We start from the raw sequence: 15,771 nt of genomic DNA on the forward strand, positions 1-15,771 counted from the left end.
TTTTTTATTGGCGACGGTTATGCGGCGACTGTGGTTATCAGTCGTCGAAATCCATCCAGCCGCCCATCTCTTTCCAGCGGTTGACGATGCCGCAGAATAGCTCGGCGGTCTTCTCGGTGTCGTAGCGGGCCGAGTGTGCTTCCTTGCCGTCGAAGTCGATGTCGGCGGCCTGGCAGGCTTTGGCCAATACGGTTTGACCGTACGCCAGACCAGCCAAGGTGGCGGTGTCGAAGCTGGAGAATGGGTGGAACGGGTTGCGCTTGATGCCCGTGCGGTTAACCGCAGCATTAAGGAAGCCCAGGTCGAAGCTGCTGTTATGGCCAACCAGGATCGCCCGCTTGCAGCTGTTGGCTTTCAGCGATTTGCGCAGGCCACGGAAGATTTCCGTCAGCGCATGCTCTTCAGTGACGGCCATGCGCAGCGGGTGATCGAGCTTGATGCCGGTGAAGTCCAGCGCCGCTTGTTCGATATTCGCGCCTTCAAACGGCTCGATACGGAAGAACTGGGTGTGCTCAGGGTAGAGGAAGCCGCCTTCGTCCATGCCGATGGTGGTGGCAGCAATTTCCAGCAGAGCATCGGTGGCGCAATTGAAACCACCGGTTTCCACGTCCACGACTACCGGCAGGTAGCCACGAAAGCGTGCGGCCATCGGGTGGCGCGGGCCGGAGTGGCTGCCGCTTTCGGCTTCGTCGTCGTACAGGTCTTCACTCACGCTTGGTTCTCCAGCAGACGCCAGCGCAGGGTTTCACCGGCGCGCAGCGGGATAACGGTTTGCTCGCCCAATGGCAAGCTGGCCGGTGCGGTCCAGTCTTCACGCACCAGAGTGATGCTGTCGGTGTTGCGCGGCAGGCCGTAGAAGTCCGGGCCGTTCAGGCTGGCGAAGGCTTCCAGTTTGTCCAGCGCATTGCGCTGCTCAAAAGCCTCGGCATACAGCTCGATGGCCGCATAGGCGGTGTAGCAACCGGCGCAGCCGCAGGCGGCTTCCTTGGCGTGCTTGGCATGTGGCGCCGAGTCGGTGCCGAGGAAGAACTTGGCGTTGCCGCTGGTGGCCGCATCCAGCAGGGCGTCCTGATGGGTGTTGCGCTTGAGAATCGGCAGGCAATAGAAGTGCGGGCGAATGCCGCCAACCAGCATGTGGTTGCGGTTGTACAGCAGGTGGTGGGCAGTGATGGTGGCGCCGACGTTGGCCGAAGCGCCTTGCACAAACTCCACCGCATCACGGGTGGTGATGTGCTCGAACACCACTTTCAGGGTCGGGAAGCGCTCGACCACACGGCTCAGATGTTCACCGATAAACACCTTCTCGCGGTCGAAAACATCGACTTCGCTGCGTGTCACTTCACCGTGCACCAGCAGCGGCAGGCCGACTTCGGCCATGGATTCGAGCACCGGGAAAATCTTGTCGATGCTGGTCACGCCCGAGTCGGAGTTGGTGGTCGCGCCGGCCGGGTAGAGCTTGGCCGCATGCACAAAACCCGAGGCCTTGGCCGTGCGCACATCGTCAGGCTGGGTCAGATCGGTGAGGTACAGCACCATCAGCGGCTCGAAACGGCTGCCGGCAGGGCGGGCGCTGAGAATGCGCTGGCGATAGGCGTCGGCTTCGCTGGCGTTGCGCACGGGCGGTACCAGGTTGGGCATGATGATGGCGCGGCCGAAGGTACGGGCGACATCGGCGACGGTGTGGGGCAGAACGCCACCGTCGCGCAGGTGGATGTGCCAGTCGTCGGGACGCAGCAGGGTAAGGCGGTCAGTCATGGAAGCTTCCAGGCGGGCAAAACGTAGTGAGAATGCTACCGGAAAAGCCCCTTGGCAGCACGCTGAAAGCGGCTGTCGCGGGTAAAGCGGATTGAAGGCGGGGTTGGTTTATGGTCCGCCCCGAGCAATAGCCATAAAGCACTGCTCAAGTTTTCCGCCGTGGCACCGATAGACAAGAGGTAAGCCGTATTCCCTGGAGTCTGTCGTGCGACCCTACCCACTCGCGGTGCTTTGCCTGCTGGCAAGCCAGCCCGTCCTAGCCATCAGCTTCCAGACTCGTCTGGAGAAGATTGAGTGGCAGGTCGAAGGCGATCAGTTCGAGTGCCGCCTGTCGCAACCGATCACCGATTTCGGTTCTGGGGTGTTTGTACGCCGTGCGGGCGAACAGGTCACCTTCAGCTTGAAAGCCCGTGAGCGCTGGCTGGGTGCCGGTAATGCAACCTTGCTGGCGGCGGCGGCGCCCTGGCAGCCGGGGCGTGGTGATATCAACTTGGGCTCAGTCAGTGTGGTGCCGGCCGAGGTGCTGTTCAACAGTTCGCAAGAGCAAGGCACGCGCTTGCTGACTGGTCTGTTGGAGGGGCGCAGTCCTCTGGTACGCCATCGCGCAGCCATGGGGGGGGATGCGGTTGAGGTGCGCCTGCTGCCGGCCAAATTCAATAAGGCCTACCACGAGTACCTGGATTGCACGGCCAAGCTGCTGCCGGTGAATTTCGATCAAGTGCGCAAGAGCCAGGTCGGCTTTCCAGGTGGGGGGGTGGCGCTGGAACCGCTGGCCCAGGCCAAACTCGATATCATCCTCAGCTTTCTCAAGGCCGACCCCAGCGTCAATCGCATTCAGCTAGACGGCCATGCCGACAATGGCGGTAATCGTCTGACTAATCGCGATTTGTCGCGCCGCCGTGCGTTGGCGGTGATGGAGTACCTCAAGGCCAACGGCATTCCTGCCGAGCAGATCACCATGCGTTTTCATGGTGAGCGCTACCCGGTGGCGCCGAATAACAACGAAGCCAATCGGGCGAAGAACCGCCGAGTAACCATTCTGCTTGACCGAGTGCCGGAAGCAGCAGTGCCTCCTGCGCCAGCAGCGGAGCCGGCGCCTGCTGCTGCGGATCCAGCGGCCACCTCCTAGCGCCTGCAACTCGTCTGTTGTCCAACAATTATCCGTCGCTTGGTCGTCACAAGCTGTCGCGCCTCTGTAAATCAGGCGGCATGGGCAGTAGAATCGTCGGTTTTCCCGCACAACCCCGTGGAGTTGATGGCATGGCCGACGTAAACAAGGTAGTCCTGGCATATTCCGGTGGCCTGGACACTTCCGTGATCCTCAAGTGGCTGCAAGATACCTATAACTGCGAAGTGGTGACCTTCACCGCTGACCTCGGCCAGGGTGAGGAAGTCGAGCCGGCACGCGCCAAGGCACAGGCCATGGGCGTCAAGGAAATCTATATCGACGACCTGCGCGAAGAATTCGTCCGCGATTTCGTCTACCCAATGTTCCGCGCCAACACCGTCTACGAAGGTGAGTACCTGCTGGGCACGTCCATCGCTCGCCCGCTGATTGCTAAGCGTTTGATCGAAATCGCCAACGAAACCGGCGCCGACGCCATTTCCCATGGCGCCACCGGCAAAGGTAACGACCAGGTGCGCTTCGAACTGGGCGCCTACGCGCTCAAGCCCGGCGTAAAAGTGATTGCCCCATGGCGCGAGTGGGACCTGCTGTCGCGCGAGAAGTTGATGGACTACGCCGAGAAGCATGCCATCCCGATCGAGCGTCACGGCAAGAAAAAGTCGCCGTACTCCATGGATGCCAACCTGCTGCACATCTCCTATGAAGGTGGCGTGCTGGAAGACACTTGGACCGAGCACGAAGAAGACATGTGGCGCTGGACCAAGTCTCCAGAAGCCGCGCCGGATACCCCAACCTATATCGAGCTGACCTACCGCGCCGGTGACATCGTCGCCATCGACGGCAAGGCCATGAGCCCGGCCACCGTCCTGGCTGAGCTGAACCGCATCGGCGGCGAAAACGGCATCGGTCGTCTGGATATCGTTGAAAACCGCTTTGTTGGCATGAAGTCCCGTGGCTGCTACGAGACCCCTGGCGGCACCATCATGCTCAAAGGCCACCGCGCCATTGAATCGATCACCCTGGACCGCGAAGTCGCTCACCTGAAAGACGAGCTGATGCCGAAATACGCCAGCCTGATCTACAACGGTTTCTGGTGGAGCCCTGAGCGTCTGATGCTGCAACAGATGATCGATGCGTCTCAGGCCAACGTGAACGGCGTGGTACGCATGAAACTGTATAAAGGCAACGTGATCATCACTGGTCGCAAGTCTGATGATTCGCTGTTCGACGCCAATATCGCCACCTTTGAAGAAGATGGCGGTGCTTACAACCAGGCCGACGCTGGCGGTTTCATCAAGCTCAACGCCCTGCGCATGCGCATCGCTGCGGGCAAAGGCCGTAAGATGCTCTGATAGACTTGAGCACCTGAGCCACACCAAGCCCCGGCCATAAGCCGGGGTTTGCATTTATAAGCCCACACAGCCGGGCATTGATGAGGAGACACCTGATGAGACTGCTGCATACCATGCTGCGCGTCGGCGATATGGATAAATCCATCGCGTTCTACACCGAAGTGCTGGGCATGACCCTGCTACGCCGCAAAGACTACCCAGAAGGGCAGTTCACCCTAGCCTTTGTCGGCTATGGCGATGAAGCGCACAACAGCGTGATCGAACTGACCCATAACTGGGGCGTGGAAAGCTACGAACTGGGCACCGGCTATGGTCATATCGCTTTGGAAGTGGCCGATGTGTACAAGGCTTGCGAAGACATTCGCACCCGCGGCGGCAAGATCACCCGCGAGCCCGGGCCGATGAAGCACGGCACCAGCATTCTGGCGTTCGTCGAAGATCCGGATGGTTACAAAATTGAGCTGTTGTCGCCGTCGCGCGCCGATTAAGGCCGGCTGAGTCAGCTGAGCCACAAAAAAGCCCCGCAGTGTAGCGGGGCTTTTTTGTTGGCAAGACCGTTAAAGGTCGAAGTCGTATTCGGCCAATTGCTTGTGCAGGCGGCGCTCTTCAAGGAAGTTATCGATGATGCGGCGCTTGGTCAGGTTGGTCTTGGCCACCTCGACCGGTGCTTCGGCATCGTCCGCTTCTTCAGCAACAAAATCTTCGTCGAGCTCAAGTTCTTCTTTGTCAGTGCTCATCAGTTCTGCTCCAGGCTACAAGGGCCATTTGCGCACCTTATAACGGCAAAACCTGGGCGGGTAAAAAAGATTTTTTCAATGAGCTTATTGAGCGACTAAATAGTGGCTCAATCGTCGGAGGTTTTCTGTTTGTATTCGCACAGGTCTTCGATGCGGCAGCTGCCGCAGCGCGGCTTGCGCGCTTGACACACATAGCGACCATGGAGGATCAGCCAGTGGTGTGAGTCGAGGAGAAATTCCTTGGGAACAAATTTCATCAGCTTCTTTTCCACTTCCACGACATTCTTGCCGGGAGCGATGCCGGTGCGGTTGCTGACGCGGAAAATATGCGTGTCCACCGCCATCGCCAGCTGGCGGAACGCCGTATTGAGCACCACGTTGGCGGTTTTACGCCCGACGCCAGGCAGGGCTTCGAGGTCTTCGCGGTTGTCCGGCACCTGGCTGCCGTGCTTCTCGATCAGGATACGGCAGGCCTCGATGACGTTCTTCGCCTTGCTGTTATACAAACCGATGGTCTTGATGTATTCGCTTAGCCCCTCGACGCCGAGTGCGTAAATCGCCTCGGGCGTATTGGCCACCGGGAACAGCTTGGCGGTGGCCTTGTTCACGCTGACGTCAGTGGCCTGGGCAGACAGCGTCACCGCGACCAGCAGTTCAAACGGCGTGTTGTAGGCCAGTTCTGTCTTGGGTTCAGGGTTGTCTTCATGCAGGCGACGGAAGATTTCGTAGCGCTTGGCCGCGTTCACTCGATCACTCCAGTGACGCGTACGCGACGGCTTTGCACAGGAGCTTCTGGTTCCTGCGCCTTGGCTTTGGCCTCGAGGTGTTCATCGATGCGATTTTTGCCTGCCACCAGCAGGCCCAGCACCAGAAATGCCCCCGGCGGCAGGATCGCCAGGAGGAAGCCCTTGTAGTCACTTAACAGTGTCAGTTGCCAATTTGCGGCGATCGGGCCGAACAGCAGCTGCATATTGGCAAACAGTGCGCCGGTGCCAAGCAGTTCACGCACGGCCCCGATCACCACCATCACCAGGCCGAAACCAATGCCCATCATCAGTCCATCAAAGGCGGCATGGCTGACCTTGTTCTTGGCGGCAAAGGCTTCGGCGCGGCCGAGGATGATGCAGTTGGTGGTGATCAGCGGAATGAAGATGCCGAGTATCTGGTACAGCTCGTAGGTGAAGGCCTGCATCAGCAGCTCGGTGCAGGTGGTCAGCGCAGCGATGATCATGACAAATGCGGGCAAGCGCACCGCATCGGTGACCGCATTGCGGATCAGCGACACGGCAGCATTCGAACAAGCCAGCACCAGGGCAGTGGCCAGGCCCATGCCCAGGGCATTGACTACCGAGTTGCTGACTCCTAGCAGGGGACACAAGCCAAGCAACTGGACCAGGCCGGGATTGTTCTTCCACAGGCTGTTGACGACGATTTCGCGGTAACTAGCCATTGTCAGTCTCCCGGAGCGTGAGCAGTTCAGCGCGGTGCTCATCGAAATACTGCAGCGCCTTGTGCACCGCTTTGACCACGGCGCGCGGGGTGATAGTGGCCCCAGCGAATTGATCGAACTGGCCGCCGTCCTTCTTCACCGCCCAGCCGGACTCATCCGGACTCTGTAATGAGGTGCCCACGAAACTGTTGATCCAGCTGCTCTTGGCCAACTCGATCTTGTCGCCCAGGCCCGGTGTTTCCTTGTGGCTGATCACCCGCACGCCGGCCAGGCGGCCATCGGCCAGGATGCCGATCAGCAGGCTGATGCTACCGCTGTAACCGTCCGGGGCCGTGGCCTGCAGGATCACCGCACTGGGTTCGCCATTGCGAGTGGCCAGATAGGCCGCAGTAGGGCCTTTGTTGCCCAGCAATGGGTCATTAACGTCGCGGATGTTGTCCAGCAGGTGGTTGTCATAGCTGCCGGCGGGCAGAATCTGCGCCAGCGCCTGGACCTTGGCTTCACGCTGGGCGGCCTCAATACGTTTGGCCGTACCCAGTTGCGTAATAGCGACGATGCCCACTGTCAGAATGGCGAAAGCCCCCAGTACCAAGGCGTTTTTCAGCATCGAGCGGCTAATTTCAGGCAGGGCCACTGTCACTCTCCCAACTTGAAGCCGCGTGTCGGCTTGCGATGGCCGTAGGTGCGCGGCCGCGTGTAATAGTCGATGGTCGGGGCTGCCAGGTTCATCAGCAGCACGGCGAAGGCGACGCCGTCCGGGTAACCGCCCCAGGCGCGGATCACATAGACCAACACGCCAACGCCTATGCCGAAGATCAGCCGGCCGAGGTTGCTGGTGGCGCCGCTGACCGGATCGGTGACGATAAAGAAGGCGCCGAGCATGGTTGCGCCGGTCAGCAGATGAAACAGCGGCGAGCCGTTAGAGTCCGAGCCTGAGCCGTTCCAGAACAGCAGGCTCATCACGGCCAGGCCCGCGAGCATGCCCACTGGCGCATGCCAGGTGAACAGGCGCTTGTGCAGCAGGTACAGGCCGCCGGCGAGGAAGGCCAGATTGACCGCCTCGGTGGCGGCGCCGCCGAGATAGCCGAACGCGGGGTGCTGCGCCCACAGCTCGTCAATGGTCAGGCTTTTATTGACCTTCAGTGCGTCCAGCGCAGTGGCCTGTGCCCAGCCGTCAGGCAGGTTGGCGATGCCGAGAATCTGTTGCAGCCCTTCAAGCAGGCCGACCGTATGCGGCGCTGGCCAGCTGGTCATTTCCACCGGGAAAGAAATCAGCACCACCACATAACCGAGCATGGCCGGGTTGAAGGGGTTCTGCCCGAGACCGCCATACAGCTGCTTGCCGAACACCACGGCAAACCCGGTCGCCACCAAGGTCAGCCACCAGGGCGAATAGGGCGGCAGCGCCAGGGCCAGCAGTACAGCGGTCACCAGTACGCTGTAGTCCTTGAGGAAGAACAGCACCGGGCGTTTACGCAGGGCCAGGATAGCCGCTTCAAAACCCAGTGCGCAGGCGCTGGCCCACAGCAGGTTGATCAACGTGCCTGCGCCGAACAGCCAGGTCAGGGCGAGAATCCCCGGCACCGTAGCCAGCAGCACCTGCAGCATCACTTGCTGGGTGCGATTGCTGCCCTTGGCGTGGGGCGATGTGATGCGGGGCAGGGCCATTGGCACTCCGGTTGTTGAGTTGGCTACGCAGGGCTGTTATCAGCTGCCTGCGTGTTCCTGTAATTGGCGTTCGGCATCGGCCAGGCGTTGACGTGCAGCCGTCAGGGCGTCTGCTGGGCTGTTGGCGTCACGTTCAAGCTTGCGCAGATCCGCACGGGCAAAGGCTACTTCGGTCTTCAACGCACGAGTGGTTTCATCAATCGGTTTTTTGTCGGTGAGCACCAGCTCAGGTGCCGGCTTGCCGGATGCGTCCTCGGCCTGGTGCAGCGCCTGCTCGGCGGCTGCCAATGCCTCGCGCAGGCTGATAAGCGCGGCTTCATCGCTGCCGGCTTTTTCGGCCTTTTTCAATTCGGCGCGCTTCATCGCCAGTTCGATCTTGGCTTTTTTCAGCGGATCGGAGGCTTCTGCATCGGGCGCTTTTGCGGTGGCGGTCGGTGCCTGGGCTTCCAGGCTGGCCAGCAGTTTTTCGGCGGCTTCCAGCTGGCTGCGCAGCTGCTGCAATTCGCTTTGCTGCTCGTCGTTGGGTGCTTCGAGCTTCTCCAGCTTGCGTACTTGCGCGCGTAGCATGGCAGCGTCGATTTTGGCCTTTTTCAATGCGCCGTCGTCGGCAGCAGGTTTGGCGATTGGTGCTGGCGCGTGAGCTTCCAGGCTGGCCAGCAGTTTTTCTGCGGCGTCCAGTTGGCTGCGCAGTTGCTGCAGTTCGCTTTGTTGCTCGTCGCTTGGCGATTCGAGTTTTTCCAGCTTGCGTACTTGCGCGCGTAGCATGGCAGCGTCGATCTTGGCCTTTTTCAATACGCCATCGTCGGCAGTCGGTTTGACGGTTGGTGCTGGCGCCTGGGCTTCCAGGCTGGCCAGCAGTTTTTCGGCGGCTTCCAGCTGGCTGCGCAGTTGTTGCAGTTCGCTTTGCTGCTCATCGCTGGGCGCTTCAAGCTTCTCCAGTTTGCGAACTTGGGCGCGGAGCATGGCGGCGTCGATCTTGGCTTTTTTCACTGCACCATCGTCGGCAACTAGGGTGGCCGCCGCCATGGCAGGCGGGTTGGCGGCCATGGCCATGTCGAGCGCTTGCTGAGCGATGGCCGCTGCGCTGCGCAGCTCGTCGACCTGGGCCTGTAGCTCGGGGCTGGCGTGGGTTGCCAGCTGCTTTTCGGCTTTTTTCAGGGCGACCTGGGCCATGCTGGCTTCGATCTTGAGTTTTTTCTGTTCATCACTCAGCCCGGCCGGTTTGGCCGCTGCTGTATCACTGCTAGCCATAGCGGGTGCGGCCTGGGCTTGCGCTGCCTTGGCTTGGGCCGCTTTGGCAGCACGGGCCTGACGTTCGGCTTCTTTCTGTTCTTCAGCGCGGCGCAGGCGTTCCTGGCGCAGCTCGAAGCGCTGCTTCGACTGCTCGGCCTTGAGTTGTTTCTGCTCCAGATCGCGAATCTCACCCTTGGCCGCGCGGTAGTACTGCACCAGAGGGATGCTCGACGGGCAGACATAGGCGCAGGCGCCGCATTCGATGCAGTCGAACAGGTTATGCGCCTTGAGCTGTTCATGCTCCTGGCCGATGGCGAAGAAGTGCAGCTGCTGCGGCAGCAGGCTGGCCGGGCAGGCTTCGGCGCATTCGCCGCAGCGGATGCACGGCATGGCCGGCGGCGGTGGTGGCAGCTCGGCGGTGGTCGAGGCCAGCAGGCAGTTGGTGGTCTTGATCACGGGTACGGCGAAGTCGTGCAGGGTAAAGCCCATCATCGGGCCGCCCATGATCAGGCGGTTCAGCTTGCTGCGGTCGAGGCCAGCAAACTCCAGCAATTCACCCGCCGGCGTGCCGAGCAATACCTCGACGTTCATCGGTCGGGCCAGGGCCTCACCGGTCAGGGTGGTAATGCGCGAGATCAGCGGTTTGCCGTGCATCACCGCGTCATGGATGGCTACGCAGGTGCCAACGTTCTGGCAGAGCATACCGATATCCGCCGGCAGGCCGCCGCTGGGCACTTCCACACCAGTGAGAATCTGGATCAGCTGTTTTTCGCCACCGGAGGGGTATTTGGTGGGGAATACCTTGAGCTGATAGCTGCGCTCGTTCAGCGCGCTGCGCACGGCGGCGATGGCTTCGGGCTTGTTGTCTTCGATGCCGATCAGCACCTGATCCGGCTGGATCAGCTGCACCAGAATATCGATGCCGCTGATCAGCTCACTAGCATGCTCGCGCATCAGCAGATCATCGGCGCTGATATAGGGCTCGCACTCGGTGCCGTTGATGATCAGCGTGTGGATCTTCTGCGTCGGCCGCGCGTTGAGTTTCACTGCGGTGGGGAAGCCCGCACCGCCCAGACCGCTGATCCCTGCCTGGCGAATCAGCTCAACCAGAGCGCTGCTTTCCAGGTGACGATAGTCAGGCTGTGGTGTCAGTGCGATCCACTCATCCAGCCCATCGCTTTCGATGATGATGGCTGGGGCGAGCATGCCCGAGACATGCGGGTAAGGCTGCGGGCCGATAAAACTCACGGTGCCAGAGGTCGGCGCATGCACGGGCACGCTGACAAAACCATTGGCAGCGGCGATCAGCTGGCCTTTCAGCACGCGCTCACCCACGGCGACCACAGGTTCTGCGGGCGCGCCGATATGCTGGTTGAGTGGCAGTGTCAGGCGCTTGGGCAGCGGCGCTGGCTGGATCGGCGTGCGGTTGGACAGCTCCTTGCGCTCGGCCGGATGAATGCCGCCGGGGATATCCCAGATACGTTCCTGCGCACTCATGCCGCTTGCTCCCGGTCACTGGCAATCAATTGGCCGGGGGCCAAGGGTTTTTCCCATTTCCAGCTTTGCACGGTGCTGCCCACTTCGATCATGTCGATGCAGTCCACCGGACAGGGTTCGACGCACAGGTCGCAGCCGGTGCACTCGCTGACGATCACCGTGTGCATTTGCTTGGCCGCGCCGACGATGGCGTCCACCGGGCAGGCCTGGATGCACTTGGTGCAGCCGATGCATTCTGCTTCGCGGATATAGGCGACCATTTGCGGCTTTTCGCCTTCTACGGCGTCCAGCGGCTCGGCTTCAACGTCGAGCAGATCCGCCAACGCCTGAATGGTTGCTTCGCCGCCGGGCGGGCATTTGTTGATCTTGTCGCCGCCAGCAATTGCCTCGGCGTAGGGTTTGCAGCCGGGGTAGCCGCATTGGCCGCACTGGGTTTGCGGCAACAGGGCGTTGATCTGCTCGGCAATCGGATTGCCTTCGACCTTGAAGCGCACGGCGGCGAAACCGAGGATGGCGCCGGCCACCAGGCACAGGGCGAGCAGGGCAAGAACGGCGATCAGCACCAGGCTCATAGCTTGATCAGCCCGGTAAAGCCCATAAAGGCCAGGGACATCAGCCCGGCGGTGATCATTCCGATGGCCGCGCCCTGGAAGGACTTCGGCACGTCGGCAATCGCGATGCGCTCACGCATGGCCGCGAACAGCACCAGCACCAGGGAGAAGCCGAGGCCGGCGGCAAAGCCGTTGGCGGTAGCGGTGATAAAGGTGAATTCGGCCTTGTTGGCGTTGAGCAGGGCCACGCCGAGGACGATGCAGTTGGTGGTGATCAGCGGCAGGAAAATGCCGAGCACGCGGTACAACAGCGGGCTGGTCTTGTTCACCACCATTTCGGTGAACTGCACCACCACGGCAATCACCAGAATAAAGCTGATGGTGCGCAGGTATTCGATATCCAGCGGCTTGAGCACGTACTGCTGCACCAGGTAGCTGCACATGGCGGCCAGGGTCAGCACGAAGGTGGTGGCCAGCGACAGGCCGATAGCCGTCTCGATCTTCTTCGAGACGCCCATAAAGGGACACAGGCCAAGGAACTGGACCAACACGAAGTTGTTGACCAGGATGGCGCTGACCATGATCAAGGCGAGTTCGGTCATTGCAGGTTCCGTGAATGGACGGGCAAAGGCCGCAGGAAAGGGGTGGCTATTATCGGTAAGCCGATCCAGCCATACAAGCCGGATCAGCCTTCCTGAGGTGCTGCCATAAGGCTAGCGCAGCCTGATCAGAGTGGCTGCGCTATTGGGTCGCAGGTTTATTTGACCCGCTGGCCCGGCTTGGCACCGCTGTCCGGGCTGAGCAGGTAGATTTCCTCGCCGCCAGGGCCGGCCGCCAGGACCATGCCTTCGCTGATGCCGAACTTCATCTTGCGCGCCGCCAGGTTGGCCACATACAGAGTCAGGCGGCCTTCCAGCTTGCTCGGGTCCGGGTAGGCGCTCTTGATGCCGCTGAACACGTTGCGCTTGGCATCGCCAATATCCAAGGTCAGGCGCAGCAGCTTGTCGGCACCTTCAACAAACGCGCACTTCTCGATAAGGGCGATACGCAGGTCGACCGCGGCAAAGGCGTCGAAGGCGATTTCGGCGGCCAATGGGTCTTTGGTCAGCTCGCCGTTGCCTGGTGTAGCAGGTGTGGCTTCGCTGGCGGCCAGGTCTTCTTTGGAAGCTTCGATCATGGCGTCGATTTTCGCAGGCTCGATACGGGTCAGCAGAGCGGTAAACGGGTTTAGCTGGTGGTTGGCCAGCAGCGTCTGGTGGTCGTCCCAGCTCAAAGGCGCGACATTGAGGAAGGCCTCGGCATCGCTGGCCAGCTTGGGCAGCACCGGTTTCAAGAAGATCACCAGCTGGCGGAACAGGTTTACGCCCAGAGCGCAGATGGCCTGCACTTCGTCCTGCTTGCCGTCCTGTTTGGCCAGGGACCAGGGCGCCTTGTCGGCGATCCAGGCGTTGGCGCGGTCGGCCAGGGCCATGATTTCGCGCATGGCGCGGGCGAAATCGCGGGCCTCGTAGGCTTCGGCGATGCTCGGTGCGGCAGCCTGGAAGGCCTCGGTCAGCTCAGGTGCGGCATTGCCGGCTACCAGCAGGCCGTTGTTGCTCTTGTGGATAAAGCCGGCGCAGCGGCTGGCGATATTTACCACTTTGCCAACCAGGTCCGAGTTGACCTTCTGTACGAAGTCTTCCAGGTTCAGGTCGAGGTCATCCACGCCACGGCCCAGTTTGGCCGCGTAGTAGTAGCGCAGGTATTCCGGGTTCAGATGATCCAGGTAGGTGCGGGCCTTGATAAAGGTGCCGCGTGACTTGGACATCTTCTGCCCGTTGACCGTCAGGTAGCCGTGCACGGCTACTGCAGTAGGCTTGCGCAGGCCGGCGCCTTCTAGCATGGCCGGCCAGAACAGGGCGTGGAAGTTGACGATGTCCTTGCCGATAAAGTGGTACAGCTCGGCGGTCGAGTCCTTGTTCCAGAACGCGTCGAAGTCCAGCTCCGGGCGCTTGGCGCAGAGGTTCTTGAAGCTGGCCATATAGCCGATCGGCGCGTCCAGCCAAACGTAGAAGTACTTGCCCGGCTCGTCGGGGATTTCGAAGCCGAAGTAGGGCGCATCGCGGCTGATGTCCCATTCCTGCAGGCCGGAATCCAGCCATTCGGCGATCTTGTTGGCTACTGCGTCCTGTAGCGCGCCGCCACGGGTCCAGCTTTTCAGCATGGCCTCAAAGTCCGGCAGCTTGAAGAAGAAGTGCTTGGAGTCGCGCAGCTCAGGTACGGCGCCGGAGATGGCCGAGCGCGGGTTTTTCAGCTCGGTCGGCTCGTAGGTGGCGCCGCATTTTTCGCAGTTGTCGCCGTACTGATCTTCCGCCGCGCACTTGGGGCAGGTGCCTTTGATAAAGCGGTCGGCGAGGAACATGCCCTTCTCAGGGTCGAAGTACTGGGTCACCGAGCGGGTGGCGATATGCCCGGCGTCGCGCAGCTTCAGGTAGATGGCCGCAGACAGCTCGCGGTTTTCATCCGAGTGCGTCGAATGGTAGTTGTCGAAGTTGACCCCGAAGTCGGCAAAGTCGGCGGTGTGTTCGGCCTGCACATTGGCAATCAACTGTTCCGGGGTGATGCCTTCCTTCTCGGCGCGCAGCATGATCGCCGAGCCATGCGCATCATCGGCGCAGACGTAGATGGCCTGGTTGCCGCGCAGCTTCTGGAAACGCACCCACATGTCGGTCTGGATGTACTCGAGCATATGGCCAAGGTGAATCGAACCGTTGGCGTAGGGCAGGGCGCTGGTAACGAGAATCTTGCGGACTTGGCTCATGGGATCGGCTGCACTGGTAACTCAGGGAAGCCGGCAACTATATAGGGGCAGCGGATATTTTTCACCCTTGCGCAGGCAATGCCTGCCGGTGCGCGCCTATGGAGTTAGCCTGGGGTAAGATGCCTGCCTGCTTTACTCAGCCTTTCGGAGCCTTCCATGAGTGTCGTTACCCGCGCAGCGGTCGAAGCCGCCTTGTCCCAATACACCGACCCGCACTTGAATCAGGACCCGGTTAGCGCCGGTTGCCTACGTGAGGTGGATATTCAGGGCGGGCAGGTCAAGGTGCGCCTGCAGTTGGGCTACGCGGCGGGGCTGTTCAAGAGCGGCTGGGCGCAGATGCTGCAGATGGCCCTGGAAAACCTCGACGGTGTCGAGCGTGCACAGGTACAGGTTGATTGCGTGATCGAAGCGCATAAGGCGCAGGATCAGGTGCCGGCGCTGGCCAATGTGAAGAATGTGATTGCCGTGGCCTCCGGCAAAGGCGGTGTGGGCAAGTCCACCACGGCAGCCAATCTGGCGTTGGCGCTGGCCCGTGAAGGTGCCAAGGTCGGCATTCTCGATGCGGATATCTACGGGCCGAGCCAGGGCATCATGTTCGGTATCCCGGAAGGCACGCGGCCGCAGGTGAAAGACCAGAAGTGGTTTGTGCCGCTCAAGGCGCATGGCGTGGAAGTGATGTCCATGGCCTTTCTCACCGATGAAAATACGCCGGTGGTATGGCGCGGGCCTATGGTGTCTGGCGCGCTGCTGCAGTTGATCACCCAGACCGCCTGGGATGACCTGGATTATCTGGTGGTCGATATGCCGCCGGGTACCGGTGACATCCAGCTGACCCTGGCGCAGAAGGTGCCGGTGGCTGGCGCGGTGATCGTCACCACGCCCCAGGATCTGGCCCTGCTGGATGCCAAAAAGGGCGTGGAAATGTTCCGCAAGGTGAATATCCCGGTGCTCGGCGTGGTGGAAAACATGGCTGTGCATATCTGCTCGAACTGCGGGCATGCCGAGCATCTGTTCGGTGAGGGCGGCGGCGAGAAGCTGGCGGCGCAGTTTGGCGTCGATCTGCTGGCGTCGTTGCCGCTGTCGATGGCCATTCGCATGCAGTCCGACGGCGGTAAGCCAACTACCATCGCCGATCCGGAAAGCCAGATCGCGATGATCTATCAGGAAACTGCACGTAACGTCGGCGCGCGGATTGCTCAGGGCACTGCGCAGCAGGCAATGCCGAGCATTGTGATCAGCGAAGATTGATTCGGTAGTGGCGCACGCAAGTGCGCCACATCCTGCGCGCAGATAAGTAAGCGCCCGTAAAAAAGCCCCGCACTAGGCGGGGCTTTTCTCAAGCGAGGTTAGTGCAGGTTATACAACCTGAACTTCCTCAGCTTGCATGCCTTTCTGACCACGGGTAGCGACGAAAGTCACTGCCTGGCCTTCTTTCAGGCTCTTGAAGCCATCGCTCTGGATAGCTTTGAAGTGTACGAAGAGGTCGTCACCGGACTGTGGGGTGATGAAGCCGTAGCCTTTTTCATCGTTGAACCACTTGACGGTGCCATTCTGACGATTCGACATGTTATGTCTCCTAACAAATTTATTAACAGCCCTGGA

16 protein-coding genes are annotated in these 15,771 nt (G+C 60.8%); 4 read left to right on the top strand and 12 right to left on the bottom strand.

Translation table 11 applies throughout. The annotated features are described in order from the left end of the window. Positions 1-37 precede the first annotated feature (37 nt). Together rnt and pyrC are read right to left on the bottom strand one after the other, a co-directional pair. Complete coding sequence (gene rnt / locus BLO50_RS10720; protein ID WP_090252353.1) at positions 38-712, bottom strand: ribonuclease T; 675 nt, start codon at positions 710-712, stop codon at positions 38-40. Further along, positions 709-1,755: a dihydroorotase gene (gene pyrC, locus BLO50_RS10725; protein WP_090252355.1), complete on the bottom strand. Its 1,047-nt coding sequence runs from the start codon at positions 1,753-1,755 to the stop codon at positions 709-711. The genes rnt and pyrC overlap by 4 nt, the downstream gene beginning before the upstream one ends. A 205-nt stretch (positions 1,756-1,960) precedes the next feature. Here pyrC and BLO50_RS10730 point away from each other — a divergent pair, with 205 nt between their 5' ends. From BLO50_RS10730 to gloA, 3 genes are all read left to right on the top strand, one after another. Continuing rightward, entirely contained in the window at positions 1,961-2,884 is a 924-nt protein-coding gene (locus BLO50_RS10730) for a flagellar protein MotY (protein ID WP_090252358.1), read from the top strand. Positions 2,885-3,015: 131 nt separating this feature from the next. Then, the gene (locus BLO50_RS10735) at positions 3,016-4,233 is read left to right on the top strand and encodes an argininosuccinate synthase (RefSeq protein ID WP_090252361.1); all 1,218 of its coding nucleotides are present in this window, start codon (positions 3,016-3,018) and stop codon (positions 4,231-4,233) included. 95 nt (positions 4,234-4,328) lie between these two features. After that, positions 4,329-4,721 (top strand): lactoylglutathione lyase, encoded by a 393-nt coding sequence (gene gloA / locus BLO50_RS10740; protein ID WP_090252363.1) that lies wholly within the window; start codon positions 4,329-4,331, stop codon positions 4,719-4,721. 69 nt (positions 4,722-4,790) lie between these two features. Here the strand turns inward: gloA and BLO50_RS10745 are convergent, their stop codons facing one another. The 9 genes from BLO50_RS10745 to metG all read right to left on the bottom strand — a co-directional run bounded on the left by BLO50_RS10745 (position 4,791) and on the right by metG (position 14,169). Further along, a complete protein-coding gene (locus BLO50_RS10745) occupies positions 4,791-4,970 on the bottom strand; it encodes a PA3496 family putative envelope integrity protein (protein WP_090252365.1) in 180 nt (59 codons plus the stop codon). Positions 4,971-5,077: 107 nt separating this feature from the next. Beyond that, positions 5,078-5,716: an endonuclease III gene (gene nth, locus BLO50_RS10750; RefSeq protein ID WP_090252368.1), complete on the bottom strand. Its 639-nt coding sequence runs from the start codon at positions 5,714-5,716 to the stop codon at positions 5,078-5,080. Then, entirely contained in the window at positions 5,713-6,420 is a 708-nt protein-coding gene (locus tag BLO50_RS10755) for an electron transport complex subunit E (protein WP_420875458.1), read from the bottom strand. The genes nth and BLO50_RS10755 overlap by 4 nt, the downstream gene beginning before the upstream one ends. Continuing rightward, the gene (gene rsxG, locus BLO50_RS10760) at positions 6,413-7,027 is read right to left on the bottom strand and encodes an electron transport complex subunit RsxG (RefSeq protein WP_169852849.1); all 615 of its coding nucleotides are present in this window, start codon (positions 7,025-7,027) and stop codon (positions 6,413-6,415) included. Before rsxG ends, BLO50_RS10755 begins: the two co-directional genes overlap by 8 nt. A gap of 29 nt (positions 7,028-7,056) precedes the next feature. After that, complete coding sequence (locus BLO50_RS10765) at positions 7,057-8,088, bottom strand: RnfABCDGE type electron transport complex subunit D (protein ID WP_090252373.1); 1,032 nt, start codon at positions 8,086-8,088, stop codon at positions 7,057-7,059. A 39-nt stretch (positions 8,089-8,127) separates the two neighbouring features. Then, complete coding sequence (rsxC, locus tag BLO50_RS10770) at positions 8,128-10,818, bottom strand: electron transport complex subunit RsxC (RefSeq protein ID WP_090252376.1); 2,691 nt, start codon at positions 10,816-10,818, stop codon at positions 8,128-8,130. Further along, on the bottom strand, positions 10,815-11,390 hold the full coding sequence (gene rsxB / locus BLO50_RS10775) for an electron transport complex subunit RsxB (protein WP_090252379.1): 576 nt from the start codon (positions 11,388-11,390) through the stop codon (positions 10,815-10,817). Before rsxB ends, rsxC begins: the two co-directional genes overlap by 4 nt. After that, positions 11,387-11,971, bottom strand: a complete 585-nt coding sequence (gene rsxA / locus BLO50_RS10780) for an electron transport complex subunit RsxA (protein WP_090252381.1) — start codon at positions 11,969-11,971, stop codon at positions 11,387-11,389. The genes rsxB and rsxA overlap by 4 nt, the downstream gene beginning before the upstream one ends. Positions 11,972-12,126: 155 nt before the next feature. Next, positions 12,127-14,169, bottom strand: coding sequence for a methionine--tRNA ligase (metG, locus tag BLO50_RS10785; protein ID WP_090252383.1), 2,043 nt, complete (start codon positions 14,167-14,169; stop codon positions 12,127-12,129). A gap of 156 nt (positions 14,170-14,325) precedes the next feature. On the opposite strand from metG, the gene apbC reads away from it, so the two are divergent. Next, a complete protein-coding gene (gene apbC / locus BLO50_RS10790; RefSeq protein WP_090252385.1) occupies positions 14,326-15,417 on the top strand; it encodes an iron-sulfur cluster carrier protein ApbC in 1,092 nt (363 codons plus the stop codon). Positions 15,418-15,525: 108 nt separating this feature from the next. On the opposite strand, the gene BLO50_RS10795 is transcribed toward apbC, so the two are convergent. Then, complete coding sequence (locus BLO50_RS10795) at positions 15,526-15,735, bottom strand: cold-shock protein (protein WP_090242762.1); 210 nt, start codon at positions 15,733-15,735, stop codon at positions 15,526-15,528. Positions 15,736-15,771: the final 36 nt, after the last annotated feature.

The organism is Pseudomonas peli (assembly GCF_900099645.1).
Taxonomy (GTDB): domain Bacteria; phylum Pseudomonadota; class Gammaproteobacteria; order Pseudomonadales; family Pseudomonadaceae; genus Aquipseudomonas; species Aquipseudomonas peli.